The following is a 25,031-nucleotide window of genomic DNA, read 5'->3' on the forward strand; positions in this document are numbered from 1 at the left end:
GTGTGGTCCGAGCGGGCCGAGCCGCGGTCGAACCCGACGAGCGGCCGGGCCGATGTTCCGCCCGACGAGCATCGGACTGTACACCGGCGCGGGCGTACCGCCGCCCGCCACCCGGTCGTCCGGGTGACGGGCGGTACGGCCGGGGCAACTACGCGGGTGCGAAGGTGCGTTCGGCGTTGGCCGCGAGCGCGGTCGCCAACTCGTCCTCGGTCAGGCCCTTGACCTCTGCCATCGCGCGCACGGTGATCGGCACCAGGTAGGGCGCGTTCGGTCGGCCGCGGTAGGGCACCGGGGTCAGGAACGGCGCGTCCGTCTCGACCAGGATCAGGTCCGTCGGCGCGACCACGAGCGCGTCCCGCAACGGCTGTGCGCTGGGATAGGTCACATTGCCCGCGAAGGACATCACGTAGCCCAGCTCGGCGCACGTCCTCGCCATCTCCGCGTCACCCGAGAAGCAGTGGAAGACCACCCGTTCCGGTGCGCCTTCCTCGGCCAGGATGCGCAACACGTCCGCGTGCGCCTCGCGGTCGTGGATCACCAGCGGCTTGCGGTGCCGCTTGGCGATCTCGATGTGCCGGCGGAACGACTCCTGCTGGCCGGCCACGCCCTCGTCGCCGGTGCGGAAGTAGTCCAGGCCGGTCTCGCCGATCCCGCGCACGTGCGGCAACGCGGCCAGCCGGTCGATCTCGGCGAGCGCCGCGTCCAGGGCGGCGGCGCCGCCCGGCCCGCGACGCTGCCCGGACCACCCGTCGGGGTCGCCGAGCACGATCCGCGGCGCCTCGTTGGGGTGCAGCGCCACCGTCGCGTGCACCCGCTCGTGCGCGGCGGCCGTCTCGGCCGCCCACACCGACGAGGGCACGTCGATGCCCACCTGGACCAGCGTGTCCACGCCGACCTCGGCGGCGGCCGACAACGCGTCGACGACCTTCGCCTCCTGCAGGTCCAGGTGCGTGTGGGCGTCCCACACGGGCACCGAGAGCGGCTCGGGCGCGGGCGGCGGGGTGGTGTCCCGGGGCCCGCCGTCCCGGCGCTTGCGCTTGCTCAAGGGTCAGGAGTCCTTTTTCTCTTCGAGACGCGGGAACAGGATCGCGCCCTTGGTGATCGTCGCGCCCGCCGGCAACTGCCCCCAGCGGCCCGAATCCTGCACGTGCTGCTTGTCCAGCGCGCCCAGGTGCGCCTCGGCGCCGAGCGAGTCCCACAACTTCTGCGCGGTCTCCGGCATCACCGGGTTGAGCAGCACGGCGAGCGCGCGCAGCGACTCGGCCGAGGTGTACAGGATGGTGGCCAGTCGGGCCCGGCCCTCGGGGCTTTCGTCCTTGGCCACCTTCCACGGCTCCTGCTCCGTGATGTAGCCGTTGACCAGCTTCACGTAGCCGAACACCGCGTCCAGACCGGCCTGGAAGTCCAGCGCGCGCACCCGGTCGTCGGCGACCGACACGGCCTCGATCAGCGCGCTGTGCAGCACACCCTCGGCGTCCCCGTCCGCGGTGGAGGCGGGCAGCTCGCCGTCGAAGTACTTGCCGACCATGGCCGCCACGCGCGAGGCCAGGTTGCCGAAGTCGTTGGCCAGTTCGGAGGTGTAGCGCGCGGAGAAGTCCTCCCATGAGAACGACCCGTCCTGGCCGAACTGGATCGCCCGCAGGAAGTAGTAGCGGTAGGCGTCCACGCCGAAGTGGTCGGTGAGTTGGCGCGGCGAGATGCCGGTCAGGTTCGACTTGCTCATCTTCTCGCCGCCGACCATCAGCCAGCCGTTGGCGAACACCCGGCCGGGCACCGGCAGGCTGTTGGCCATCAGCATCGCGGGCCAGATCACCGCGTGGAAGCGCAGGATGTCCTTGCCGACCAGGTGCACGTCCGCCGGGAAGGTGCCCTCGAACTTCGCCTGGTCCGCGCCGTAGCCGACCGCCGTGGCGTAGTTGAGCAGCGCGTCGATCCACACGTAGATGACGTGCTTGGGGTCCCACGGGACCGGGATGCCCCAGTCGAACGTGGAGCGCGAGATGGACAGGTCCTGCAGGCCCTGCCGGACGAACTGGAGGACCTCGTTGCGGGCCGAGGCCGGCTGGATGAAGTCCGGGTTGGCCTCGTAGAACTCGAGCAGCCTGGGGCCGTACTCGGAGAGCTTGAAGAAGTAGTTCTCCTCCTTGAGCATCTCCACCGGGCGCTTGTGGATCGGGCACAACTTCTGCCCGTCCTCGCCGTCGAGCAGGTCGCCGGGCGCCTTGTACTCCTCGCAGGCCACGCAGTACGGGCCCTCGTAGCCGCCCTTGTAGATCTCGCCCTTGTCGTACAGGTCCTGGACGAACTCCTGGACCCGGTCGGTGTGCCGCTTCTCGGTGGTGCGGATGAAGTCGTCGTTGGCGATCTCCAAGTGCTCCCAGAGGGGCTTCCACGCCTCCGTGACCAGCTTGTCGCACCACTCCTGGGGAGTGACGCCGTTCGCCTCGGCCGTGCGCATGATCTTTTGACCGTGCTCGTCCGTGCCGGTGAGGAACCACACCTTCTCGCCGCGCTGGCGGTGCCAACGGGTGAGCACGTCGCCTGCGACGGTCGTATAGGCGTGGCCCAGGTGCGGGGCGTCATTTACGTAGTAAATGGGCGTTGTGACATAGAACGCCTTCTCGCGCTCGCCCGCAGTGTGTTCAGTGGTTCCAGTGGCCGCCATACCCGGAATCCTACGGCCGACGCGACGGCGCCCGCCCCCGAGTATCCGTGGGAGCGGGCACCGGCGGGCCCGCGGCCCGAACGCGGCTCAGGCGGAGCGGTGCAGGGACGGCAGGTGCCACCGGGAGGCCCCGCGCGGAGCGGGCACCTTGGCCAGCTTGTCGGCCTTCACGGCCGCGACCGGCTTGGCCGACTTGCCCACGCCCCGGGCCCCGGTGACCGACGCGACCCGGCCCGCCGGGAGTATCCGCAGGCAGGTGCCTTCGCAGTGCTCGCACGCGGGCTTGGTGAACGGGGACGGGACCAACTCCCCCATCGAGTAGTACCGGCACAGTCGCGTTCCGTGCAGATCGGTCGCGTGGTGGATCTCGTAGTCGCGCTCCCATCCGCGACCGCAGGACATGCAGACGAAGGCATAGGACTCGTGCACCACCGTCGGGTTCTCCATGACGACCTCCTCGCGCGGGCGAGCCCACCGACTCGTTCAGGGGCTTCCCGTGACCGGTATCCATGGAATGCCCGCGAGGCGCCTTCCGTATCGGCACATACGGTTCCTTGACGTCGGCCAACACGGAATATGGAGAACCCAAGAGACTCATCACCCGATCGAGTGCTGTGCCGTACCTGCCCGTTGCTCGCGCTTGACCGACCCGAGCGGCCGGGCGGGGGCCGTGCGGGCACGCCGCGTCGCGGATGTCGGAGGCGGCGTACGAGAAGGTCGCGGTCCGTCGCCGGACCGTCGCCCAGGGTCGCGAGCCGTCGCCGACCGGTCGTCCCGGGTGTCACGCCTTCTTGGCCGCGACCACCGCGTCGAAGACCACCCGCTTGGGCACACCGACCTCGGCCGCCACCGCCGCGATGGCCTCCTTGCGCGGTTGTCCGGCGGCCTCGCGTCCGGCCACCCGCTCGACCAGCTCGGCCGGGCCGATCTTCGAGGGGTCGGCGGGCGGCGCGCCGGCGACCACGACGGTGATCTCGCCGCGCACCCCCGGCTTCGCCCACTCGGCGAGGTCGGCCAGGGTGTCCCGGCGGACCTCCTCGTAGGTCTTGGTGAGCTCGCGGCACACCGCGCCGCGACGGTCGGCGCCCAGCGCCTCGGCCATCGCCGCGAGCGACTCGGCAAGCCGGTGCGGCGCCTCGAAGAACACCATCGTGCGCGGCTCGGCGGCCAGCTCGGCCAGCCGCCGGGCCCGCTCGCCCGCCTTGCGCGGCAGGAATCCCTCGAAGCAGAACCGGTCCACCGGCAGCCCGGACAGCGCGAGCGCGGTGAGCACCGCGGAGGGCCCCGGTACGGCGGTCACCTTGATGTCCTCGGCCACCGCGGCCTCGACCAGCCGGTAGCCCGGGTCGGACACCGACGGCATCCCGGCGTCGGTGACCAACAACACCCGCTTGCCCTCGCGCAGCGCCTGGACCAGCTCCGGTGTGCGCGCCGCCTCGTTGCCCTCGAAGTAGGACACCACCCGCCCGGGCACCTCCACACCGAGCGCGCCGGCCAATCTGCGCAGCCTGCGCGTGTCCTCGGCGGCCACCACCGAGGCCGCGCCGAGTTCGACGGCGAGCCGCGCGGGCGCGTCGCTCACGTCACCGATGGGGGTGCCGGCCAGTACGAGTACGCCGCCCTGAGGACTGTGCTGTTCGTGTTCCACTCGGCCATCCTCCCCTTTCGCGCGCCCCGGTTCGCCCGCGCGTCAATACGATGCACGGGTGACGAGTGACGTGGCTACCGATCAGCCGACCCGAAAGCACCCCCCGGAGGGGGATGCGGAGTCCCCCGGCAACACCGGGGCCGCACGTCCCGAGCCGCGCGGGTGGGCCTGGTCACTGGCCCGGTTCGGATACCGGGACCGGCCGCCGACCTCGTTGCGCGAGCGGCTGGTGCCTTCGTACACCGACAACAGCGCGTACACCGGCGGCGGCTGGTTGCCCTGCGTCCTGGTGACGTTGCTGGCCGGTTTCATCCGGTTCTGGAACCTGGGCAGGCCCAGGGCGGTGATATTCGACGAGACGTACTACGCCAAGGACGGCTGGTCGCTGCTCAAGCTCGGCTACGAGGGCACCTGGCCCAAGGAGGCCAACGAGCAGATCCTGGCCGGGCAGACGGACGTCTTGCAGACGCAGGGCTCGTACATCGTGCACCCCCCGATCGGGAAGTGGACGATCGCGCTCGGCGAGCAGCTCTTCGGGCTGACGCCGTTCGGATGGCGCTTCGCCCTCGCCGTGCTCGGCACACTGTCGGTGCTGATGCTGTGCCGGATCGGCCGCCGCCTGTTCCGCTCCACCCTGCTCGGCTGTATCGCCGGACTCCTCATGTCCCTCGACGGCCTGCACTTCGTGATGAGCCGCACATCACTGCTCGACCTGGTGCTGATGTTCTGGATCCTGGCCGCCTTCGGCTGCCTGCTGATCGACCGCGACGACACCAGGGCGATCGCCGCCCGCATGTTCGCGTCCGGCCCGGACGCCGCCCGCGCCGCCTCGATGAAACTCGGCCTGCGACCCTGGCGCGTCATGGCCGGCATCTGCCTCGGCCTGGCCTGCGGCACCAAATGGAGCGGCGTCTACGTCCTCGCCGCGTTCGGCGTCATGACCGTCCTGTGGGACGCCGGCACCCGACGGGCCTGCGGCGCCCGCCGGCCCTACCGCGCCGCACTGCGCCACGACGTGCTCTTCGCGTTCCTGTCCACCGTGCTGGTCGCACTGACGATCTACATCTGGTCCTGGACCGGCTGGCTGATGACCCAAGACGGCTACTTCCGGAACTGGGCCGACGACCGGGCCGGCCTCTCCCCCGGCTCCCTCGACCTCAAGCTCGTCTCCATCCCGCTGCCGCAATTCGGGATGACGTGGGTGCCGGCGCCATTGCGCAGCCTGTGGCACTACCACGCGGAGATGTGGAACTTCCATACCGGCCTGGACAGCCCGCACCCGTATCAGTCGAACCCGTGGAGCTGGCTGGTCCTGGGCCGACCGGTCGCCTATTACTTCGAGACCGTGCACCAGGGCACGGCCGGCTGCACCGAACAGGACTGCTACCAGACCGTGCTGGGCATCGGCACGCCGCTGCTGTGGTGGACCGGCGTGATCGCGGTCGGCTACCTGCTGTTCCGCTGGGCCGGCCGACGCGACTGGCGCGCGGGCGCGATCCTGTGCGGACTCGCCGCCGCGTACCTGCCGTGGATGGCGTACCAGCAGCGGACCATCTTCCTGTTCTACGCGGTCGCGTTCGTCCCGTTCCTGTGCCTGGCGGTGACCATGATGCTCGGCGCGCTGCTCGGCCCGCCGGGGGCCGGCGAGCGGCGGCGGGCCTGGGGTACGGCGGGCGTGGTCGCGATCATCGCGCTGATCGCGTGGAACTTCCTGTACTTCTATCCGATCTTCACCGGTGAGACGATCTCGCGCAGTGGGTGGCTGGACCGCATGTGGTTCAGCACCTGGATCTAGCGTGTCGACGTCCTGGGCGAAGTCGCCGTCGCAGTCGTCGAAGCCGTTGCCCATGCTGTTGTCGACCCCGAGAGAGGCTGCGCCGGTGTCCGTCGCACGGGAGCAGGACATACGCAGGCGGGCCATCGACGCGACCCGCGACCTGGCCGCGGCGGGCGGCTACGACAGCGTGCAGATGCGCGACGTGGTCCGCCTGTCCCGGCTCTCCTCGGCGACCATCTACCGGCACTTCTCCTCGAAGGACCACCTGCTCGCGGCCACCCACCTGGAGTGGATCGCCGCGCTGGAACGCAGCGACGCGGCCCGGCCGGACGGCACCGACGCCGCCGAGCGAGTGTGCGCGATCCTGCACAACACGTGCCGGACGATGGCCCGCCACCCTCGGCTCACCGCCGCGCTGATCCACGCGCTCGGGTCCTCCGACCCCGGCGTGGGCGACTGTCATCGCGAGATCAACCGGATCATGAACGACATGTTCCGCACCGCGCTGGGCGACGAGATCACCGGCGCCGACGAGTTCGTCCACCTGCTCGGCATCGCCTGGGAAGGCGCCCTCTTCAGCTGGGCCTTCGGCCGCATGAGCATGGACGACGTCGAACGCACGGTAACCCGCTCCGCCCGCCTCCTCCTCCTGGGCACAGCAGCGGAACCGACCCCATGAACCAGGCCCCGCCGAACACCCGAGGACCAGCCTCCCGCAACCCCACCAGCCCGTCCGGCGCCTGAGCACAACCCACCCGGCCCGTCCGGCGCCTGAGGACCCGCCGGGCCCTACGAGGCTTGACGACTCACGGGTGCGCCAACGGGCGGAATCGCGGCGACATCATCCAGCGGCGCCAACTCCGGCCGCTTCGCGGTGATGTGGTCCCCGGACGACTGTCCGCGCAGCCGCCGCCCGATCCACGGCACCAGGTGCTCCCGCGCCCAGTGCACGTTCTCCAGCCGCGCCGCGCCGGCCGTGACCGCGACGTCCTCCGCCGGCCACGGCGCGTCCGGGTCGCCCTCGGCGGCCAACCCGAGCGCCCGGCCGACCTTGAGCGCCACCCGGTCGTGCCCCTCGGGCGACAGGTGCAGCCGGTCCTCGCTCCACGCACGCCGATCGTGCAGCGACGTGAGCCCCCACATGTCCGCGACGGGGCAGTCGTACCGGTCCGCGACGGCCCGCAACAGCTCGTTGTACGTGGCCACCTTGCCGCGGATCAGCTTGAGCACCGGCACCCAGCGCGTGTCGAACCCGGTGAACACCACGACCCGAGCGCCCGTCGCCGTCAACGCGGCGACCGCCTCCTCGTACTCGGCGGCCAGCTTGTCCGGATCGCTCCCGGGCCGCAGCACGTCGTTGCCACCCGCGCACAACGTCACCAGATCGGGTCGCGCCGCGATGGCCAGCGGCACCTGCTCCTCGACGATCTGATGCAGCAACTTCCCGCGCACGGCCAGATTCGCGTACCGAAGCCCCGGCCGCTCCGTCGACAGCCGAGCCGCGAACCGATCGGCCCACCCGAGGTAGTTCCCGTCGGGCCCGGGATCGCCGACACCTTCGGTGAAGCTGTCGCCGATTGCCACATAAGAGTTGATTCCGGACAGGTTCCCGTGTGGATTCAATAGCTCGGCCATGTCACCCGATGTTGGCATCGCTCACCTCGCCTACGCGACCGTAATAACCATCCGAACACACTCCGCTACACGCGGCAGCGCCCCCGCACACGTCTCGGCGGGCGCACTCTCTCGGCCAAGCCCGATCAACCGCCGCGCATTCCCGCCCCGCCGGAAAAGCGACGCAGTTCACCCACTCCTCATCGACCCGTAACCCGATCCCGCACAACTCGCCGAATCCGGACGGGCCTTGCCACGCGTCGGGATCCGGGAACGACGAAAGCCCCGCCGGATCCCGGCGGGGCTTTCGTACTGTGTGGACCTGTGGGGATTTGAACCCCAGACCCCCTCGATGCGAACGAGGTGCGCTACCAGACTGCGCCACAGGCCCAACGAGGAGAAACATTACCACCTCGACGAGGTGGGTCGCGCACGGGTATTCACTCGTTGACGGCCCGGCGCCACTCGTGTTCGTACAGGGGCAGCGAGTCGACGGAGGAGCCGTAGGCGGTACGGGTGTCCTCGGCGTATTGGTCGAACAACGGGGTGGACGGGCGGGCCGACTCGGTCGGCCGGGGGTCCGGGACGGCGTGGATCTGCGGGCGCTCCGGCTCCTGTTCGGCGTCGCCGCGCGGGACCACCGGAGCGGTCACGTACGTGGGCAGCGGGACCGGCACCGGGTCCCACGAGTCGCGGTCGTGCGGGCCGCCGTCGGTGGCCAACTCGGCGATCCACTCGGCCAGGGCGGGTTCCTCCGCCTCGCGGTCGCGCCTGCCCCGGGCCGAGGCGGAGGCTCCCGAGGCGCCGCCCGTCCCGGCGGAGCCGGTCGGCCCCGAGCGCGGCGCGCGGGCGGCGCGCGGGTCGCCGCCGGTCGGCGGAGCCGCCGCGCGGGGTTCGGCCGGCGGGCCGTCGGGCAGCTCGCGGGTCTTGGCCCGCGGGCGCGCTTCGGCGGCCGAGGGGCTGTCGGCGGGCCCGCCGGACTTGCCCGCGGGTCGGCCCAGTCGACGCAGCCCCGCCTCATAGCGACGCCGCTCCTGCACGCGCAGGTGGACGATGTACGCGGAGAGCAGGACGCCGGGCACGGCGGGCAGCAGCCACACCCAGGCGAGCCCGGCCACCCCGGCCAGGATCGCGCCGGCGGTGAAGGTCGCGAACAGGCTCGCGATCACCCGGCGGCGCCGGGTGAGCAGAGCGGCCCGGCCCTCGTCGCGGCGGACCGGCGCGGCGGGACGCTTGACCGCGCCGGGCTTGCCCTTGGCCGAGGACGCCGACCCGGGGGTCGCGGCCGGCTGCGGCGTCGACTGCGGGGCGGCCTGCGGCGTCGGCTGCGCGCCGGGCTTGGCCGGGTGTTGCCGAGCGGCGCGCGGCGGTTCGGCCGGACCGCGCCGCTCGGGCGCGTCCGTGCCCTCCTCCGCGGATGCGGGGGCCTCCGCGAGCGCGCGGGCGGAGCGGCGCTCGAAGGCGCCGCGACGGGAGAGGATCCGGATCGCGGTGGTGAATCGCTCGGTCGGCCGGGCCTCGTTGAGCTCGTCCTGTCGGCGAAGCCACATGGGCACCAGATAGGCAGCCCAGGCCCCCACGATCGCTGCGTAGATCAGGCCGCTGCCGTTCACGCTTCACACGCTAAGCCGGATGGGCGCCGCATCGTCGGATTAGGCACGGTGTGTCGCCCGATCCGAGGTGATACCCATGTGACGAATGTGACTGCCGAGACGCCCGAGGCGACAGAATCCACCGAACCATCCGGCGCGGCCGAATTCACCGGGAAGCCCGACAGCACCGAATTCGGCGAGAAGACCGACACGGCAGAAATCACCGGGACACCCGAGATGCCCGGAACCGGCGTGGCTCCCGAGGCCCCTCGGGCAGCCGTTCTCCCGGGGGCGCCGGGGTCTGCCGAGGTGACACCGCTCATATCTCCGGGAGAGTAGCGAAATCGCAAGATCGATGTGTCGATATGGCGGGATCGACATCGAAGAGATTCACATCGAAGGGGTTCCCCGCGGAAGTTCCGCTCGAAGGGGTTCCGCAGGAGTTCCGCTCGAAGGGGTTGCCCACACAGGTTCCGCAGGTTCCGCTCGCGGGTGTTGCCGGCGCACGGATCCCGCTCGACGAGATCCCGCTACCAGGTGAAGCCCCGGCTCTCCCGATAGGCGCGCCACCGCATCAGCAGCCCCTCGGGGACCTCCTCGGCGTTCAACGCGTAGGCGAGGTGATCGCGCCAGTCGCCGTCGATGTGCAGGTAGCGCGGGCGCAGGCACTCCTCGCGGAACCCCAGCTTGTCCACCACCCGCCGACTGGCCCGGTTCTCCGGTCGGATGCACACCTCCAGGCGATGCACGCCGAGCCGGAAGAAGCAGTGGTCGGCGACGAGCGCGACCGCCGTCGGCATCACGCCGAGCCCGGCGACCCGCTCGTCCACCCAATAGCCCACGTGCGCCGAGCACATCGACCCCCACGTGATGCCCGCGACCGTGACCTGGCCGACCAGTTGCCCGTCGTACAGCACCACGAACGGCAACATCCGTCCCGCGCCCGCCTCGGCCCGCAGGAAGCGCACCATCTGCCGGAACGTCGGCCGGCGACCGGCCGCCGATCCCGGCGGCACGGTCGCCTCCCAGCGGCGCAGCCATTCGCGATTGCGGGTGTGCACCTCCTGCCACGCGACCGCGTCGCGGGCGCGGATCGGGCGCAGGGTGACCCGGCCCTCGGTGAGTTCGACCGGCCACCCGCGGGTCAGTGCGTGCCCCATGGCGGCTGCTGCGCCCCTCCGTAGCCCCCGCCGCCCTGGAACCCGCCGCCCCCGCCACCGCCCTGGTAGCCGCCGCCCTGGCCGAAGCCGCCCTGGTACCCGCCGCCCCCGGGCGCGGGCTGCTGACCGCCGCCGAAGCCCCCGCCACCACCGCCACCGCCACCGAATCCGCCGCCCTGCTGGTGGTCGCCGCCCTGGAGCTGCGACACCACGTGCGGCAGCACCTTGGACAGCACGTTGATCCCGTCCTGCGCGCCGCCGGGCGAGCCGGGCAGGTTGACGATCAGGCTGCGGTAGGTCCAGTGCGAGTCCTGGGTGATCGCGACGCCGGCGATGCCGCGCGACAGGATCGAGGTCGGCACCTTGGCGAAGTTCTCCATCCGGATCGCCTCGGCGATGCCCGGTACCTCGTAGCTGATCACCCGGCTGGTCATCTGCGGGGTCTGGTCGAACGGGTTGAGCCCGGTCCCCCCGGTGGTGACGATCACGTCGTAGTGGCCCGCGACCGCGTCCCGCAGCGCCTGGGCGACCGGCTCGCCGTCCGGCACCACCTGCGGGCCCCGCGTCTCGAAGCCCAGCGCCTGCAGCCCGCGCACGATCACCGGACCGCTCTCGTCCCCGTAGGTCCCGGCCGCCGCGCGGGTGGACACGGTGATCACCATGGCTCGCATCAGACTTGCCCTCCGTCCCGTTGTGTGGCCCCTGCCCCGGTGTCCCGTCGCCAGTCCCCGGAGGCGCCGCCCGTCTTCTGCTCGACCCGCACGTCGGTGATGACCGCGCCCGGGTCCACTGCCTTGATCATGTCCACGACCGTGAGCGCCGCGACGGAGACCGCCGTCAGCGCCTCCATCTCGACCCCGGTGCGGTCGGCGGTGCGCACGGTCGCGGTGATCGCCACCGCGTCGTCCTGCACCGTCAGGTCCACCACGACGCCGTGCAGCGCGATCGGGTGGCACAGCGGCACCAGGTCGGGGGTGCGCTTGGCGGCCATGATGCCCGCGATCCGGGCGGTGGCCAGGGCGTCACCCTTGGGCACGCCCTCGCCCCGCAGGAGTTCGACCACGCGGGGCGACACGAGCACCCGGCCCGAGGCCGTGCCCGTGCGGACCGAGATCTGCTTGGCCGTGACGTCCACCATGCGGGCCGCGCCGGCCTCGTCGAGGTGCGTGAGGTTCTTGGCGCCGCGCGTCAACTTTCCACCCCATACGGTGAGCCCCCCGTGCGGTGGGCGTAGAAGTGCCTTGTGTATCGATCCGCCTTGTGGATCGATCTGCCGTGCGTGTCGAACTGCCGTGTGTCGTGCTGGGGCAACGTTAGAGGCACAACGGGGCGGCCCGCATGCACGGGCCGCCCGGGCCGGGGATCGCGGCGCTCAGCCGAGCAGCATCACGGACACCTCGGCGCCCGCGGCGACCTCGGTGACGTCGACGGGAAGGGTGATCAGCGCGTTCGCCCTGGCCAGGCTGCCGAGCAGGTGGGAGCCGGTGCCGCCGACCGGGTCCACGGTGCCCTCGCCGACCCCCGCCGCGGGCGGGGTGTACCAGGCACGCAGGAACTGGCGCTTGCCCTCGGGGGACTTCAGCGCCGCCGAACAGGTGGCCCGCACGATCGGCCGCTCGGTGACCTCGGCGCCCTGCATGCGCAGCAGCGCCGGACGCACGAACACCTCGAACGACACGAACGCGCTGACCGGATTGCCGGGAAGCGTGAAGATCGGCGTCTCGTCGGGGCCGATCACACCGAAGCCCTGCGGCATGCCCGGCTGCATCGCGACCTTGCCGAACTCGACCGTGCCCAGCTCGGAGAGCACCTCCTTGACCACGTCGTAGGCGCCCGCGCTCACCCCGCCCGTGGTGACCACCACATCGGCCCGGATCAACTGGTCCTCGATCGTGTCGATCAGGATCTTGGGGTCGTCGGGCACGTTGCCGACCCGGTACGCGATGGCGCCCGCCTCGCGCGCGGCGGCGGTGAGCATGTAGCTGTTCGAGTCGCGGATCTGGCCGGGACCGATCGGCCGGCCGGGCTGGGTCAGCTCGCTGCCGGTGGACAGGATCACCACGCGCGGCTTGGGCCGGACCCGGATCCGCTCGCGGCCGATCGCGGCGAGCAGGCCGACCTGCGCCGAGCCGACCGCGGTGCCCGCGTCCAGCACCGTCTGCCCGGCGGTGACATCGCTGCCCCGGCGCCGGATGTACTGGCCGCTCGAAGGCGCCCGGGTGATCCGCACCGTCGGCATGCCCGCGTCGGTCCACTCGACCGGCACGATCGCCTCCGCGCCCTCCGGCAGCGGCGCGCCGGTCATGATCCGCGCGCACGTGCCGGACCCGATCGCGCTCTTCGGCGCGTTGCCCGCGGCGATGTCGTCGACGACGTCGAGCACCACCGGGTAGCGCTCGCCCGCGTCCGCGACGTCCGCGACCCGTACCGCGTATCCGTCCATCGACGAGTTGTCGAACGGCGGCAGGTCGCCGGTGGCGGCCACCTCGTCGACCAGGAGGCTGCCGTGCGCGTCGAGCAGTTGCAGTTCGAGGGGGGCCAGCGGTGCGATCCGTCCGAGGATCCCGGCAAGGTGGTCCTCGACGCTCTTCATGCCTGCATCTCCTCGTTCACGTACTGCCTCAGCCAGGTCCGAAACGCCGGTCCCAGGTCCTCACGCTCGCATGCCAGCTTCACGATGGCACGCAGATAGTCGGCCCGGTCACCCGTGTCGTACCGGCGGCCGGTGAACACCACGCCGTGCACGGTGCCGCCGTCGGCGGCCTCGCGACCCGCGAGCACCCGCAGCGCGTCGGTCAGTTGGATCTCGCCGCCCCGACCGGGCGGGGTGCTCTCCAGCACGTCGAAGATCGCCGGGTCGAGCAGATAGCGGCCGATCACCGCGAAGTTGCTGGGCGCGCCGCCCGCCTCCGGCTTCTCCACGAGGTCGGTGACACGCACCACGCCGGGCTCGGAGGTGCCCGGGGCCAGCGGTTCGACCGCCGCGCAGCCGTAGAGGTGGATCTGTGCCGGGTCCACCTCGATCAGCGCCACGACGCTGCCGCCGAGTTCCCGGCGCACCCGCAACATCGTGCTCAGCAGCGGATCGCGCGGGTCGATCAGGTCGTCGCCCAGGAGCACCGCGAACGGCTCGTCCCCCACGTGCGGGCGGGCGCACGACACGGCGTGGCCCAGGCCGCGCGGATCCCCTTGGCGCACGTAGTGGATCGCGGCCAACTCGCTCGACTCGCGGACCAGTTTGAGCCGGTCCAGGTCGCCCTTGGCGGCCAGCGCGTGTTCCAGTTCGTACGCCCGGTCGAAGTGGTCCTCCAACGGGCGCTTGTTGCGACCGGTGACCATCAGCACGTCGGTGAGCCCGGCGGCGACCGCCTCCTCGACCACGTACTGGATGGCCGGTGTGTCCACCACCGGCAACATCTCCTTCGGCGTGGCCTTCGTCGCCGGCAGGAAGCGGGTGCCCAGGCCGGCGGCGGGAACGACGGCCTTGGTGATGTGGAACGAACGACGCGCATGCATGGCTCGCACACTAACGGGTGAGGTCGCCCGGGGTCCCGTTAAGCCCGGCGATCGGCCGCTTGTCGCCCGGCGGTCCGCCCTCGGTCGGATCCGGGCCGCAGAACCGGTCGCCGCCCGCCCGTTTGGCCCGGCCCAGCGCCCGATCCGCGGCCCGCAGCAGGGTCGCGGAGTGGGTGCCGTCGCCGGGCAGTACGGCCGTGCCGATCGCCATGGTCAGCCGGACCGGGTCGGTCGCCGCGCCGAACGTGCCGCGCCGCACGGCGTAGCACAGACGTTCGGCGACCTTGGCCGCGCCGGCCGCGTCCGTCTCGGGCAGCAGGATCACGAACTCCTCGCCGCCGTACCGGGCGATCGTGTCCACCTGGCGGATCTCCAGGGCGAGCCGCTGGGCCACCTCGCGCAGCACCGCGCTCGCGCCCTGGTGACCGTGCCGTTCGTTGACGTCGCGGAAGTGGTCGAGGTCGAGCATGAGCAGCCCGAGCGGCCGGCCGAACCGGGTCGCGCGCATCACCTCGCGATCGAGTACGAGTTGCAGGTAGCGGTAGTTCCACACGCCGGTCAGCGGGTCGGTCACCGACAGCCGTTCCAACTCGGCGCGGCTGAGTTCCAGGCGGGTGACCTCGTGCCGCAACTCGGGCAGTTCGTTCCCGGCGATCGCGCGCAGCCGGCGCACGGCGACCGCCAGCGAGCCGACCGCCACCGAGAGCGCGCCGACGAGCAGGATGATCAGGAGTCGTTCGAAAGTCAGGGCCATGCGGGATCCGGGTCCGGTGCGGTGGCGCGAACTGTGTCGATTGCGCGGACTCCTTCGGTAACCCGTCCAAACACGTCATTCAGGGAACAGCATGAAGGACATCCTCAACGACAAGGCCACGCTGAGGTCACAGTTGTTGCACTCACGGTCACTCATGGGGTCGGATCGGCGTGTCGCGGCGAGTCGCGCGCTCCGCGACGCGCTCCTCGCGCTCCCCGAGGTGGCCCGCGCCGAGACCGTCGCGGCCTACGTTCCGGTGGGCTCCGAGCCGGGCGGGCGGGGTCTGGCCGAGGACCTCGCCGCCGGATCGACCCGCCGGGTGCTGCTGCCGGTGCTGCTGGCGGACAACGACCTGGACTGGGCCGTGTACGAGGGGCCGGCGTCGCTGGTGCCGGCGGGCCGGGGGCTGCGCGAGCCGATCGGACCGCGGCTGGGCGTCGAGGGCGTGCGCACGGCGGACGTCCTGGTGGTGCCGGGGCTCGCGGTGGATCGCCGGGGTCTTCGACTCGGGCGTGGCGGCGGGTCCTACGACCGGGCGCTCACCCGGGTGCCGGCGGCGGTGACGGTGGTGTTGTTGTACGACGACGAGGTGCTCGACCGGGTGCCGGCCGAGCCGCACGACGTGCCCGTGGACGTCGCGGTGACGCCCGCGGCGGTGTACCGGTTCACCCGGTAGCACCGCCGCGGGCCGCCGTCACGGCCCGGCGGGGGCCGCCGGAGCGACCGGGACCAGGGCCAGCCGGTGTTTGGCCGCCTTGTCCACCGCGGCGGGCGTGTACGGCCATGCCAGGGTCTTGCCCTTGCGCCACAGGTCGGTCTGGTCGGTGTAGTTGTCATGCCAAACGTGCCCGGAGGCGCCGGTCAGGTTGATCCACCGGGACGCGTCCAGATCGGACAGGTCCACCACCATCCGCATCGACGGCACGGTGGTCACCTCGTAGCCCTGCGCGACGTTCCACCCGGTCGCGTTGACCAGGCCCTCGCCGCCGGACATCCGGTACGGCCCGCGGTTGAGCATGTACTTGACCACGCCCGGCCCCTCGGTGCCCAGCGTCTGGTTGCGCAGCGTCAGCGTGTGCAGCCGACCCCACGACCAGGTGTCGATGTCCTTGCCGAGCCGGGAGGTGAGGTCCTTCTTCGCCTCGGTCATCGCCTTGTGCAGGAGACCGTCGCGGGTGGTGATCGCGCCCGGGTTCTTGGAGATGTTCCACCACGGGCTCTCCGGGCTGGCCAGCAGCGTGCGCGCGACCTCGTTCCACCGGTCGCCGCCGTCCGGCTGCGCGGTCGAGTCGTCCCGGTCCCCGCACTGCACGTGGTTGGTCGTCGGGTTGCTCGCGCAGTCGTTGTCGGCCCGGACCGAGAACGGCATCTTGTCGCCGAAGGCGAGCATGAGCACCTGGCGCCACACCGCGTTGAAGTACGCCGCGGCCTTGGAGTCCGCGTCGTTGCGCATGTCCCAGTCCTTGAGCAGGTCCTGCGCCTCGCGCACCCACGGATCGTCGATCTTGACGTCACGCAGGTACGGCACCAGGAACTGCGCGACCGGGTTGACGTCGTCCGCCTGCATCTTCTGCATCGCCGCCGCGTCGATCTTGCCCGGCGCGGTGGTGATCATCTCCTCGATCCGCCGGCTGCGGGAGCCGTAGCCCCAGTCGGAGGTCATCAGGTACGGGTACGCCGGCGAGGTGACCGCGTTGTTGGCGGTGACGATGTAACCGTCCTGCGGGTCGTACACGTTCGGCAGCGAGTCGAACGGGATGGTGCCCACCCAGTCGTACTTGGGGTCCCATCCGTACACCGGCCAGCGGCCGTCACCACTGCGCCGCACCGGGATCCTGCCGGGCGCCTGGTAGCCGATGTGCCCCTCGACGTCCGCGTAGATCGCGTTCTGCGAGGGCACGTCGAAGTTCTTCAGCGCGCCCCGGAAGTCGTTCCAGTTCTGCGCCTTGTCGAGCTGGAAGAGCGCGTCCATCGAGGTGCCCGGGTCCAGCGCGGTCCAGCGCAGCGCGACCGCGAAGCCCTCCTCGCGCTGCGGGCTCGGGTCCGGGATCGGCGCGTCCTTGCCGACGTCCTCCAGTTCGTCGGACACCTCGGTCAGGATCGGCCCGTGCCGGGTGGTGCGCACGGTGATCTGCCGATCGGCGCCGCCGGCCACCTTGATCGTCTCCTGGCGCACGTCGACGAACGGCTCGAACTTGCCGCCGTAGAGCACGGTGTCGCCCTGGACCTTCTCCAGGTAGAGGTCGGTCACGTCGGCGCCGAGGTTGGTGAAGCCCCACGAGATCTTCTGGTTGTGGCCGATGACCACGCCCGGCATGCCGGAGAACGTGTAGCCGGAGACGTCGTACTGGCACTTGGGTCCGACCGTGCGGCAGTGCAGGCCCATCTGGTACCAGACCGAGGGCAGCGACGGGGACAGGTGCGGGTCGTTGGCCAGCAGCGGCTTGCCGGTGGTGGTTCGGCTGCCCGCCACCACCCACGAGTTGGAGCCGACACCGGAGGACTTCTCGCTGAACAGCGAGGGCAGCTTGGACAACGATTCGGACAGGCCGGTCAGCGCGCTCTGCGCGCTCTTGGAGGGCACCGCGGGCGGCGCGTCCTGGGCGAAGCGCTCGGTCTTGCCGTCCTTGCCGTCCTTGACGATCGCACCGTCGCGCACGATCGGCTTGTTCGCCTCGTACGGGTACGGCGGGTAGAGCTCGTCGATCTGGTTGACCGTCAGCTTGTCGGACAGCAGCGCCCGGTCGATCTCGTCCTGCATGTTGGTCCGCAGGTCCCACGCCATCGCCTTGAGCCACGCGACGGAGTCGACCGGGGTCCACGGCTCGGCCTTGTAGCCGTCGTGCACGAGGCCGAGCAGCGCGTACTCGAACGACGCGTCTGCGCCCTTGTGGTCCTTGAGGTAGGCGTTGACGCCCTCGGAGTAGGCCTGGAGGAACTTCTGCGACTCCGGCGGCAGGGCCGCGTACTCCTGCTCGGCCACCTTGCGCCAGCCCAGCGTGCGCAGGAACTTGTCGTTCTCCACCTGACCGGAGCCGAACATCTCGGACAGCCGACCGGCGGTCATGTGCCGGCGTACGTCCATCTCCCAGAACCGGTCCTGGGCGTGTACGTAGCCCTGCCCCCGGAACAGGTCCTCGGACGTGTCGGCGTACACCTGCGGGATGCCCTTGGCGTCGCGGACCACGTCGACCTTGGCGGTCAGCCCCGGAACCCGGACCGTGCCGGAGGCCTGCGGGAACGAGTCGCGCGACAACTGCCAGCCCCACCAGCCGAGTCCACCGATCGCGATGGCCAGCACCACGACCAGGACGATGGCCGTCAACCGGAAGCGGCGCCACGCCTTGGACGGCCCCTTGGGGGTCGTCGAACGTTCCTTGACCTTGGCGGTGGCGCCGGGCGCGGGCGCCTCGGCCGGGGCGGCGGGTTCAAGATCGGCGGCGGGCGCGGGCTCGGCCGCCGGTGCGGGCACGGGCGCGGACTCGACCCGCGGCGGCTCGGCGGCACGCGGCGCGGGTGGCCCCGCGGGAGCGGGCACCGCCGCCGGAGCGGGCGGCTCCGCGTACGGCTCGGGCGGTGAGTAGGGCTCCTGGGCGGCGTACGGCTCCTGGGCGGCCGGGTGGGGCTCCCGGGCGTACGGCTGCTCCCGGGCGGCGTAGGACTCCTGTGGTGCGTACGGCTCTTGCGGCTGTGGCGGCGCGTACGGCTCGGGCTCACCGTACGGTTCGGGCTCGTCGTACGGCTCGGACGCGGCTCGGCGTTCACGCTCCGCGCGTTCGTCCGCGCGCCGCTGGGCCGCGACCGGATCCGCCGCGGCCCACTGCGATGTGGGCCACTCGCCCGTGGGCCAGTCGTCCCACCCGGGGGATGAGGCGTCCTGGCCACCGGGGGGCTGCTCCGGGTCGGGCGTCTTCGAGGGAGGCATCAAGGTCCTTATGCGGTCGGTGCGGCAAGGGACACCTTAAAAGCCGAGCGTCGTCGGCATCACAGCCACGGGTACGAGACGGGACCCCTGTGGGGTATGGATCCTTCGCTTTGGTAAAATATTCGCCAGGCGTAGGTAATTCATCGCCGGTGCGCCGGCGCGGCAGGGCCCCCCTTCCCATGGCTCGCTGATTGCCTGCGCATCGCGGTGTCGCCGGCTCTGCCCGTCGTCGCCCTGCCTTCTTGTTCCGCACTCCGTGCGGCCGCCTGGGGGGTGGCCGGACCGACGACCGCCGGAGGTGACGCACGTGTCCGTGCCCGAGCTCAACCAGGTCCTGCTCCTGGGTGCCCTCGTCATGTTGTCCGCCGTGATAGCGGTGCGCCTGGCGACCAGGACCGGGCTGCCGAGCCTGCTGCTCTACCTCGGACTCGGAATCCTGATCGGGGCCGACGGCCTCGGCATAGGTTTCGACAACGCCGAGCTGACCCAGACGCTCGGCTACGCCGCGCTGATAGTAATCCTCGCCGAGGGTGGGATAGCGACCAGTTGGAAGGAGATCAGGCCGTCGGTGCCGGCGGCGGCGGTGTTGTCCACCGTGGGGGTCGGGGTGAGCGTCGCGGTCACCGCGTTCGCCACCCGGATCGTGCTGGACGTGGACTGGTCGACCGCGATCCTGATGGGCGCGATCGTCTCCTCCACGGACGCCGCCGCGGTGTTCTCGGTACTGCGCAAGCTGCCGCTGCCGCATCGGCTGACCGGTCTATTGGAGGCCGAATCCGGCTTCAACGACGCACCGGTGGTCATCCTGGTGGTCACGTTCGCCCACGTGGGTCACGTCGAACCGTGGTACGTGATCCTCGGCGAGATCGGCATGGAGCTGACCATCGGCGCGGCGGTCGGCCTCGCGGTCGGCAGGATCGGCGCGTACGGCCTGCGCCACGTCGCGCTGCCGGCGTCCGGCCTGTACCCGATCGCGGTGATGGCGCTGTGCGTGCTCGCCTACTCCGGCGGCGCGCTGGCCCACGGCAGCGGGTTCCTCGCGGTCTACCTGACCGCGCTGGTGCTGGGCAACTCGCAGCTCCCGCACGGCCCCGCGACGCGCGGCTTCGCCGAGGGGCTGGGCTGGATCGCCCAGATCGGGCTGTTCGTCCTGCTCGGACTCCTGGTCACCCCGCACGAGTTGGCCGGCGCGATCGTCCCGGCGCTGGTGATCGGCACCATCCTGCTGCTGGTCGCCCGACCGCTGTCGGTGATCGTGACCACGACGCCCTTCCGCATACCGTGGCGCGAGCAGTTGATCCTGTCCTGGGCGGGGTTGCGCGGAGCGGTGCCGATCGTGCTCGCGACCATCCCGATCGTCAAGGACGTCCCGGACGCCCAGCGGTTGTTCAACATCACCTTCGTGCTGGTGGTCGTGTTCACCCTGGTGCAGGGGCCGACGCTGCCGTGGATAGCGCGCAAGGCCGGCTTCGCGGGCGAGCACGAGCCGACCGACCTGGGCGTGGAGTCCGCGCCGCTGGAGCGGCTCCAGGGCCACCTGCTGTCGGTCAGCGTGCCGGCGAGCTCGCGCATGCACGGCGTGGAGGTCGGCGAGCTGCGGCTGCCGCGCGGCGCGGCGGTCACCCTGATCGTCCGCGACGACGAAAGCTTCGTGCCCGAGCAGACCACCGTGCTGCGGCGCGGTGACGACCTGCTCGTGGTGGCCACCGACACGGTGCGCGACGACGCGGAGGACCGGCTGCGCGCGGTCAGCCGGGGCGGCAAGCTAGCGGGCTGGTTCGGGGTCAAGGGCGACACGTGAGGTACGATCGGTTGGTTGATTGCCATCGGGGCGCCTCACGGCGCCTCGATCGCCGATCCCCTCCACACACCGACTCTGCCTGACGCAGGGCTGGCGTCAGGACCGCACGGCGGCCGGAGCACAGCTTCGGTATCTACCCCGGTGGACGCTTTCGAGGACAGCTCTCGGCGCACCGGGGTTTCCCATGTGCGTCACCAGGTGGCAGGAAGCGACATCCACGATGCCCACGCATCGGACCGCACGACGCGCCCACGAGGAGTGGTGCGCGTGATATCCACGTACTCCTCGCTGCTGCGGACCCCGTCCGCCTGGCGTTTCCTGGTGCCCGCGCTGATCGCGCGGCTGCCCTACGCGATGCTCGGCCTGGGCATCGTGCTGTTGGTCAAACACACGACCGGTTCGTACGGCACCGCCGGCGCGGTCTCCGCCGCCGCCGCCGTCGCGCTCGCCTTCGTCGGCCCGCAGACGGGTCGGCTCGCCGACCGCTTCGGCCAGGCGGCCGTGGTCGTCCCCGGGGCGGTACTGCACGGCGCGGCGGTGTCCGCGCTGATCGTCGCCGCGCTCACCGACGCGCCGCTGTGGCTGTTGTTCGTCACCGCCGTGCTCTCCGGCGCGACCGTGCCGCAGATCGGCTCCATGGTGCGCGCCCGCTGGGCCGCGCACCTGGAGCGGTCGCCGCTGCTGCCGACCGCGTTCGCGTTCGAGTCGGTCACCGACGAGTTCACCTTCGTGGTGGGTCCGGTGGTGGCCACCTTCCTGGCCACCGGCGTGCACCCGGCCGCCGGACTGGTCGTCGAGGCCGCGCTGACCCTGATCGGGTCGCTGCTGTTCGCGCTGCAACGCGGCACCGCGCCCCGGCGGGTGGTCCGCACGGCCGACGACGCGCCGCGCGTGTCCGCGCTGCGGATCGGCGGCGTGCGGCTCCTGGTGGTGGCCTTCGTGTGCATCGGCGGGGTCTTCGGGACCGTGCAGGTCTCGGTCACCGCGTTCGCCGACGAGGCCGGCAAGCCCGGGCTGGCAGGCGCGCTGTACGCGGTCTTCGCGGGCGGCAGCCTGATCGCCGGCGCGGTCTACGGCGCGGTCGCCTGGCGGCGGGCGGCGCACCGCCGAATGCTGATGACGTTCGCGCTCCTGGCGCTGGGCACCGCGCCGCTGTGGGCGATCCCCACGGTGGGAATCATGGTGCCCGTCGCGTTGCTGTGTGGACTGGCGATCGCACCCACGCTGATCACCGGCTTCACCCTCGTCGACACGCTGGTCCCGGCCGAGGCCAAGACCGAGGCGTTCACGTGGCTGACCGGCGCGATCGGCCTGGGCCTCGCACTGGGTTCGACGTTCTCCGGAATGCTGACCGACGCGCGCGGCTCGGGCGCCGGATTCGCGCTCACCCTGGCGGCGGCCGGCATCGGCTTCCTGGTGGTGCTCACCGGGCAGCGACTGCTGCGGCCGAGCCCGGATGTGACACCCATTACACCGATGACCGCGAGCGTGGTGGACGGATCTCCGGTGAATGCTGCACCATTGGCACTCGACAGGTGAGAGTGCCAGTACCCCGCTGACCTGTCTGTCGAAGGAGGACCAGACCGTGCCGACGTACCAGTACCAGTGCACCGCCTGTGGCGAGGGCCTTGAGGCCGTCCAGAAGTTCACGGACGACGCGCTGACCGAGTGCCCCGCCTGCCAGGGCAGGCTGCGCAAGGTCTTCTCGGCGGTGGGCGTCGTGTTCAAGGGCTCCGGCTTCTACCGCACCGACAGCCGCGGCTCGAGCACGTCCTCGACGCCGGCGGCCGCGTCGACCGCGTCGGCGGGCTCGTCGTCGTCCTCCTCGTCCGACTCGGGCGGTTCCTCGTCCTCGGGTTCGTCGTCGTCCTCTTCGTCCTCGTCCTCGTCCTCGTCTTCGTCCGGCTCGTCCGGTACGACGTCGACGGCGGCCTGACCGATGACGACCGGCGTGTTGCCGGCGGGGGTGGCCCCGGCCGAGATCGGCGTGATCGGCGGCTCCGGGTTCTACGCGTTCCTGGACGACGTGGTCGAGGTGCGCGTGGACACGCCGTACGGCGCGCCCAGTGACGCGCTGTTCCTGGGCGAGGTGGCCGGCCGTCGGGTGGCCTTCCTGCCCCGGCACGGCCGCGACCACGCGATCCCGCCGCATCGGATCAACTACCGCGCCAACCTGTGGGCCCTGCGCGCCGTCGGGGTGACCCAGGTGCTCGCGCCGTGCGCGACCGGCGGCCTGCGCGCCGAACTGGGTCCGGGCACACTCGTGGTCCCCGACCAGTTGATCGACCGCACATCCGGTCGCACCCAGACGTTCTTCGACGGGCTCCCGCTCGCCGACGGCGGCATCCCGCCGGTCGTGCACACCACGTTCGCCGACCCGTACTGCGCGGACGGCCGCGCGGTGGTCGCCGCCCAGGCGCGCACGTCGGGCTGGGAGCCGGTGGACGGCGGCACGCTCGTGGTGATCGAGGGGCCGCGCTTCTCCACCCGCGCCGAATCCAAGTGGTACGCGGCCCAGGGCTGGTCGATCATCGGGATGACCGGACACCCCGAGGCCGTACTCGCCCGCGAACTCGGGCTGTGCTGCACCGCCATCGCGCTGGTCACCGACCTGGACGCGGGCGTCGAGGCGGGCGAGGGGGTCACCCACGCCGAGGTGATGGAGGTCTTCGCGGCCAACGTCGACCGGTTGCGCACGCTGTTGTTCGACGTGGTCGCGGCGCTGCCGAAGACGCGTTCGTGCGCGTGCGGCACGGCGGAGGTCGAGCGACCGGCCTAGGGCGTTGCCCTTGGGGCGGTCGCGCGCGGTTCGCGCGGTGGCGGTATCGAAGCGTACGAAAGGCCGTCTCCCGGTTCGGGGGGCGGCCTTCGTGGTGCGCGGGGTCGAGTGGCGGGGTGCGTGGCGTTTGGGGAGGCGGGCGGGGGTCGGGCGGGGGGCGTCACTCACACGAGTGAACTCGTTGTCCCCAGGGGCGGACTTGTGCACAGGCGAGGAGACGCCTCGGCCGGGGTGCGGCGGCGCGCGGCACGGTGGGAACGCGGCTCGGCCCTCGTTTTCCCGCCCCGGTTCCGACGGGGGTCGGGCCGCACCATCCGTGTCGTTTCGCGTTGCCCGCGCTGGAGGTGTGATGTCCGCTTCGGGATCGTTCGGGTCCTCGCCCGGTTCGACATTCGGCCCGGCCTTCCGGGCGCCGCCGCCCCCGAGCGCCCGGCCGCCGTGGCGGCGCGTGCTGGCCCGCCATCGACGCGGCCTGGCCGCGCTGTCCGCCGCCGTCGCGGTGCTCGCGGTGATCGTGGCGGTCCGCCCGGCACCCGCGGCCACCACACCGATCGTGGTGGCCGCGCGCGATCTGGCCGCGGGAAGCACTCCCGGACCCGCCGACCTGACCCTGGTCGAGATGCCGACGGCCTTGCGTCCGGCGGGAGTTCTGCACACGGTGGGCCAGGCCGCCGGGGTCGCGCTGACCGGTCCGCTGCGCCGGGGCGAGCCGGTGACCGACGTCCGGGTGGCCCGCTCCGGCGCCCCGCGCGATCCGGGCACGGTCGCCCTGCCCGCGCGCTTCGCGGACGCCGACGCGGTGGCCGTACTGCGCCCGGGCGACCGGATCGACGTGCTGGCCGCGCCGCCTCCCGACCACCCGGGACCCGCGCGCCTGATCGTGCCCGGCGCGCTCGTGGTGGCCCGGCCGGCCTCGTCCGGCTCCTCGACGGGAGCCCTGCTGATCCTCGAAGTCCCCCGCCCCGTGGCCGCCGAACTCGCCGGCGTGGCAACCGGACCGGCACTGACCTATACCATCCACAGACTCGCGAACGGCCCTGTTGCGACGGATCGCGAATGACAGCAGACTCGTGCGACTTGTCCTGCTTCGGGGGGTATTCAATGACTACTACTTTTTTCGGTATGGATCATTGATCGGTGTGCCCCTTCGAGGCTTCGACCGATCAAGATCGATGGGAATCAAGCAGTGGGCGGCTTCAAGAAGTTCCTCATGCGCGGAAACGTCGTGGACCTGGCCGTGGCCGTGGTCATCGGCGCCGCGTTCACGGCGGTCGTGACCGCGTTCGTGAAGGGCATGATCAACCCGGTCGTGGGCGCCTTCGGCACCAAGAACCTGGACGGGTACACCACCTGCATCAAGGGCCCGTGCGGGATCGACGCGAAGGGGCAGGCAACCGGCGTGCAACTGCTCTGGGGCTCGGTCCTCGGCGCGACGCTGACCTTCCTGATCACCGCGGCGGTCGTCTACTTCCTGCTCGTGCTGCCGCTGAACCACATGATGGAAAGGCGCAAGCGGGCCCTGGGCCACGCCGGCGAGAAGGAACTCAGCGACACCGAACTCCTGGTCGAGATCCGCGATCTGCTCGCCGCGCGGCTCAACCCCGAGGCGGAGGCGAACCAACCGAACCACGGCGTCACCGGCTCGGGCTCTTCACGCTCCGACCTCTGATCGGCGCGCGCCGACCCGCGCTCGGCCGAGCGCGCACCCACCCCGACCCGCACACCGGCGCGGGCGTCCGACGGCACCGGGCAGACCTACGAGACGGCGGGCCCGCACCTTCCTGGAAGGTGCGGGCCCGC

22 protein-coding genes and 1 tRNA gene are annotated in these 25,031 nt (G+C 71.5%); 9 read left to right on the forward strand and 14 right to left on the reverse strand.

Annotated elements, in window-relative coordinates; translation table 11 throughout:
- Nucleotides 1-148 precede the first annotated feature (148 nt).
- The 4 genes from ACWCPW_RS45065 to rsmI form a co-directional block, all read right to left on the reverse strand.
- Complete coding sequence (locus tag ACWCPW_RS45065) at nucleotides 149-1,045, reverse strand: TatD family hydrolase (RefSeq protein WP_449767438.1); 897 nt, start codon at nucleotides 1,043-1,045, stop codon at nucleotides 149-151.
- A 3-nt stretch (nucleotides 1,046-1,048) separates the two neighbouring features.
- Nucleotides 1,049-2,665, reverse strand: a complete 1,617-nt coding sequence (metG, locus tag ACWCPW_RS45070; RefSeq protein ID WP_449767439.1) for a methionine--tRNA ligase — start codon at nucleotides 2,663-2,665, stop codon at nucleotides 1,049-1,051.
- Between the two features lie 87 nt (nucleotides 2,666-2,752).
- Nucleotides 2,753-3,112 (reverse strand): hypothetical protein, encoded by a 360-nt coding sequence (locus tag ACWCPW_RS45075; RefSeq protein ID WP_449767440.1) that lies wholly within the window; start codon nucleotides 3,110-3,112, stop codon nucleotides 2,753-2,755.
- Between the two features lie 334 nt (nucleotides 3,113-3,446).
- A complete protein-coding gene (rsmI, locus tag ACWCPW_RS45080) occupies nucleotides 3,447-4,313 on the reverse strand; it encodes a 16S rRNA (cytidine(1402)-2'-O)-methyltransferase (RefSeq protein ID WP_449767441.1) in 867 nt (288 codons plus the stop codon).
- A 58-nt stretch (nucleotides 4,314-4,371) separates the two neighbouring features.
- On the opposite strand from rsmI, the gene ACWCPW_RS45085 reads away from it, so the two are divergent.
- Nucleotides 4,372-6,108, forward strand: coding sequence for a dolichyl-phosphate-mannose--protein mannosyltransferase (locus tag ACWCPW_RS45085; protein WP_449767442.1), 1,737 nt, complete (start codon nucleotides 4,372-4,374; stop codon nucleotides 6,106-6,108).
- 85 nt (nucleotides 6,109-6,193) lie between these two features.
- Nucleotides 6,194-6,769 carry a TetR/AcrR family transcriptional regulator gene (locus tag ACWCPW_RS45090; RefSeq protein ID WP_449767443.1) on the forward strand — a complete coding sequence of 192 codons (576 nt, stop codon included), beginning with the start codon at nucleotides 6,194-6,196 and terminating at the stop codon, nucleotides 6,767-6,769.
- 110 nt (nucleotides 6,770-6,879) lie between these two features.
- Here the strand turns inward: ACWCPW_RS45090 and ACWCPW_RS45095 are convergent, their stop codons facing one another.
- From ACWCPW_RS45095 to ACWCPW_RS45135, 9 genes are all read right to left on the reverse strand, one after another.
- The gene (locus ACWCPW_RS45095) at nucleotides 6,880-7,725 is read right to left on the reverse strand and encodes an SGNH/GDSL hydrolase family protein (RefSeq protein ID WP_449767444.1); all 846 of its coding nucleotides are present in this window, start codon (nucleotides 7,723-7,725) and stop codon (nucleotides 6,880-6,882) included.
- Nucleotides 7,726-8,021: 296 nt separating this feature from the next.
- Nucleotides 8,022-8,095, reverse strand: a tRNA-Ala gene (locus ACWCPW_RS45100).
- A gap of 49 nt (nucleotides 8,096-8,144) precedes the next feature.
- Complete coding sequence (gene sepX, locus ACWCPW_RS45105) at nucleotides 8,145-9,317, reverse strand: divisome protein SepX/GlpR (RefSeq protein WP_449767445.1); 1,173 nt, start codon at nucleotides 9,315-9,317, stop codon at nucleotides 8,145-8,147.
- Nucleotides 9,318-9,826: 509 nt separating this feature from the next.
- Nucleotides 9,827-10,456, reverse strand: a complete 630-nt coding sequence (locus tag ACWCPW_RS45110; protein ID WP_406298024.1) for a GNAT family N-acetyltransferase — start codon at nucleotides 10,454-10,456, stop codon at nucleotides 9,827-9,829.
- Nucleotides 10,441-11,118 (reverse strand): MogA/MoaB family molybdenum cofactor biosynthesis protein, encoded by a 678-nt coding sequence (locus tag ACWCPW_RS45115; RefSeq protein WP_449767446.1) that lies wholly within the window; start codon nucleotides 11,116-11,118, stop codon nucleotides 10,441-10,443. The genes ACWCPW_RS45110 and ACWCPW_RS45115 overlap by 16 nt, the downstream gene beginning before the upstream one ends.
- 8 nt (nucleotides 11,119-11,126) lie before the next feature.
- Complete coding sequence (gene moaC / locus ACWCPW_RS45120) at nucleotides 11,127-11,594, reverse strand: cyclic pyranopterin monophosphate synthase MoaC (protein WP_449767460.1); 468 nt, start codon at nucleotides 11,592-11,594, stop codon at nucleotides 11,127-11,129.
- A gap of 234 nt (nucleotides 11,595-11,828) precedes the next feature.
- Nucleotides 11,829-13,049 carry a molybdotransferase-like divisome protein Glp gene (glp, locus tag ACWCPW_RS45125; protein ID WP_449767447.1) on the reverse strand — a complete coding sequence of 407 codons (1,221 nt, stop codon included), beginning with the start codon at nucleotides 13,047-13,049 and terminating at the stop codon, nucleotides 11,829-11,831.
- Nucleotides 13,046-13,972, reverse strand: a complete 927-nt coding sequence (locus ACWCPW_RS45130; RefSeq protein ID WP_449767448.1) for a UTP--glucose-1-phosphate uridylyltransferase — start codon at nucleotides 13,970-13,972, stop codon at nucleotides 13,046-13,048. Before ACWCPW_RS45130 ends, glp begins: the two co-directional genes overlap by 4 nt.
- Before the next feature lie 10 nt (nucleotides 13,973-13,982).
- On the reverse strand, nucleotides 13,983-14,726 hold the full coding sequence (locus ACWCPW_RS45135) for a GGDEF domain-containing protein (RefSeq protein WP_449767449.1): 744 nt from the start codon (nucleotides 14,724-14,726) through the stop codon (nucleotides 13,983-13,985).
- 91 nt (nucleotides 14,727-14,817) lie between these two features.
- On the opposite strand from ACWCPW_RS45135, the gene ACWCPW_RS45140 reads away from it, so the two are divergent.
- Nucleotides 14,818-15,402 (forward strand): 5-formyltetrahydrofolate cyclo-ligase, encoded by a 585-nt coding sequence (locus ACWCPW_RS45140; RefSeq protein WP_449767450.1) that lies wholly within the window; start codon nucleotides 14,818-14,820, stop codon nucleotides 15,400-15,402.
- 18 nt (nucleotides 15,403-15,420) lie between these two features.
- Here the strand turns inward: ACWCPW_RS45140 and ACWCPW_RS45145 are convergent, their stop codons facing one another.
- Nucleotides 15,421-18,651, reverse strand: coding sequence for a penicillin acylase family protein (locus tag ACWCPW_RS45145; protein WP_449767451.1), 3,231 nt, complete (start codon nucleotides 18,649-18,651; stop codon nucleotides 15,421-15,423).
- Between the two features lie 298 nt (nucleotides 18,652-18,949).
- Between ACWCPW_RS45145 and ACWCPW_RS45150 the strand changes: the two genes are divergently transcribed.
- From ACWCPW_RS45150 to mscL, 6 genes are all read left to right on the forward strand, one after another.
- The gene (locus ACWCPW_RS45150) at nucleotides 18,950-20,452 is read left to right on the forward strand and encodes a potassium/proton antiporter (RefSeq protein ID WP_449767452.1); all 1,503 of its coding nucleotides are present in this window, start codon (nucleotides 18,950-18,952) and stop codon (nucleotides 20,450-20,452) included.
- Nucleotides 20,453-20,719: 267 nt separating this feature from the next.
- Nucleotides 20,720-21,991, forward strand: a complete 1,272-nt coding sequence (locus tag ACWCPW_RS45155; RefSeq protein WP_449767453.1) for an MFS transporter — start codon at nucleotides 20,720-20,722, stop codon at nucleotides 21,989-21,991.
- A 46-nt stretch (nucleotides 21,992-22,037) separates the two neighbouring features.
- Entirely contained in the window at nucleotides 22,038-22,388 is a 351-nt protein-coding gene (locus tag ACWCPW_RS45160) for an FmdB family zinc ribbon protein (protein WP_449767454.1), read from the forward strand.
- Nucleotides 22,389-22,391: 3 nt separating this feature from the next.
- A complete protein-coding gene (locus tag ACWCPW_RS45165; protein ID WP_449767455.1) occupies nucleotides 22,392-23,231 on the forward strand; it encodes an S-methyl-5'-thioadenosine phosphorylase in 840 nt (279 codons plus the stop codon).
- A 349-nt stretch (nucleotides 23,232-23,580) separates the two neighbouring features.
- A complete protein-coding gene (locus ACWCPW_RS45170) occupies nucleotides 23,581-24,291 on the forward strand; it encodes an SAF domain-containing protein (protein ID WP_449767456.1) in 711 nt (236 codons plus the stop codon).
- A gap of 126 nt (nucleotides 24,292-24,417) precedes the next feature.
- Entirely contained in the window at nucleotides 24,418-24,900 is a 483-nt protein-coding gene (gene mscL / locus ACWCPW_RS45175) for a large conductance mechanosensitive channel protein MscL (protein ID WP_449767457.1), read from the forward strand.
- Nucleotides 24,901-25,031: the final 131 nt, after the last annotated feature.

The organism is Embleya sp. NPDC001921, assembly GCF_053594475.1.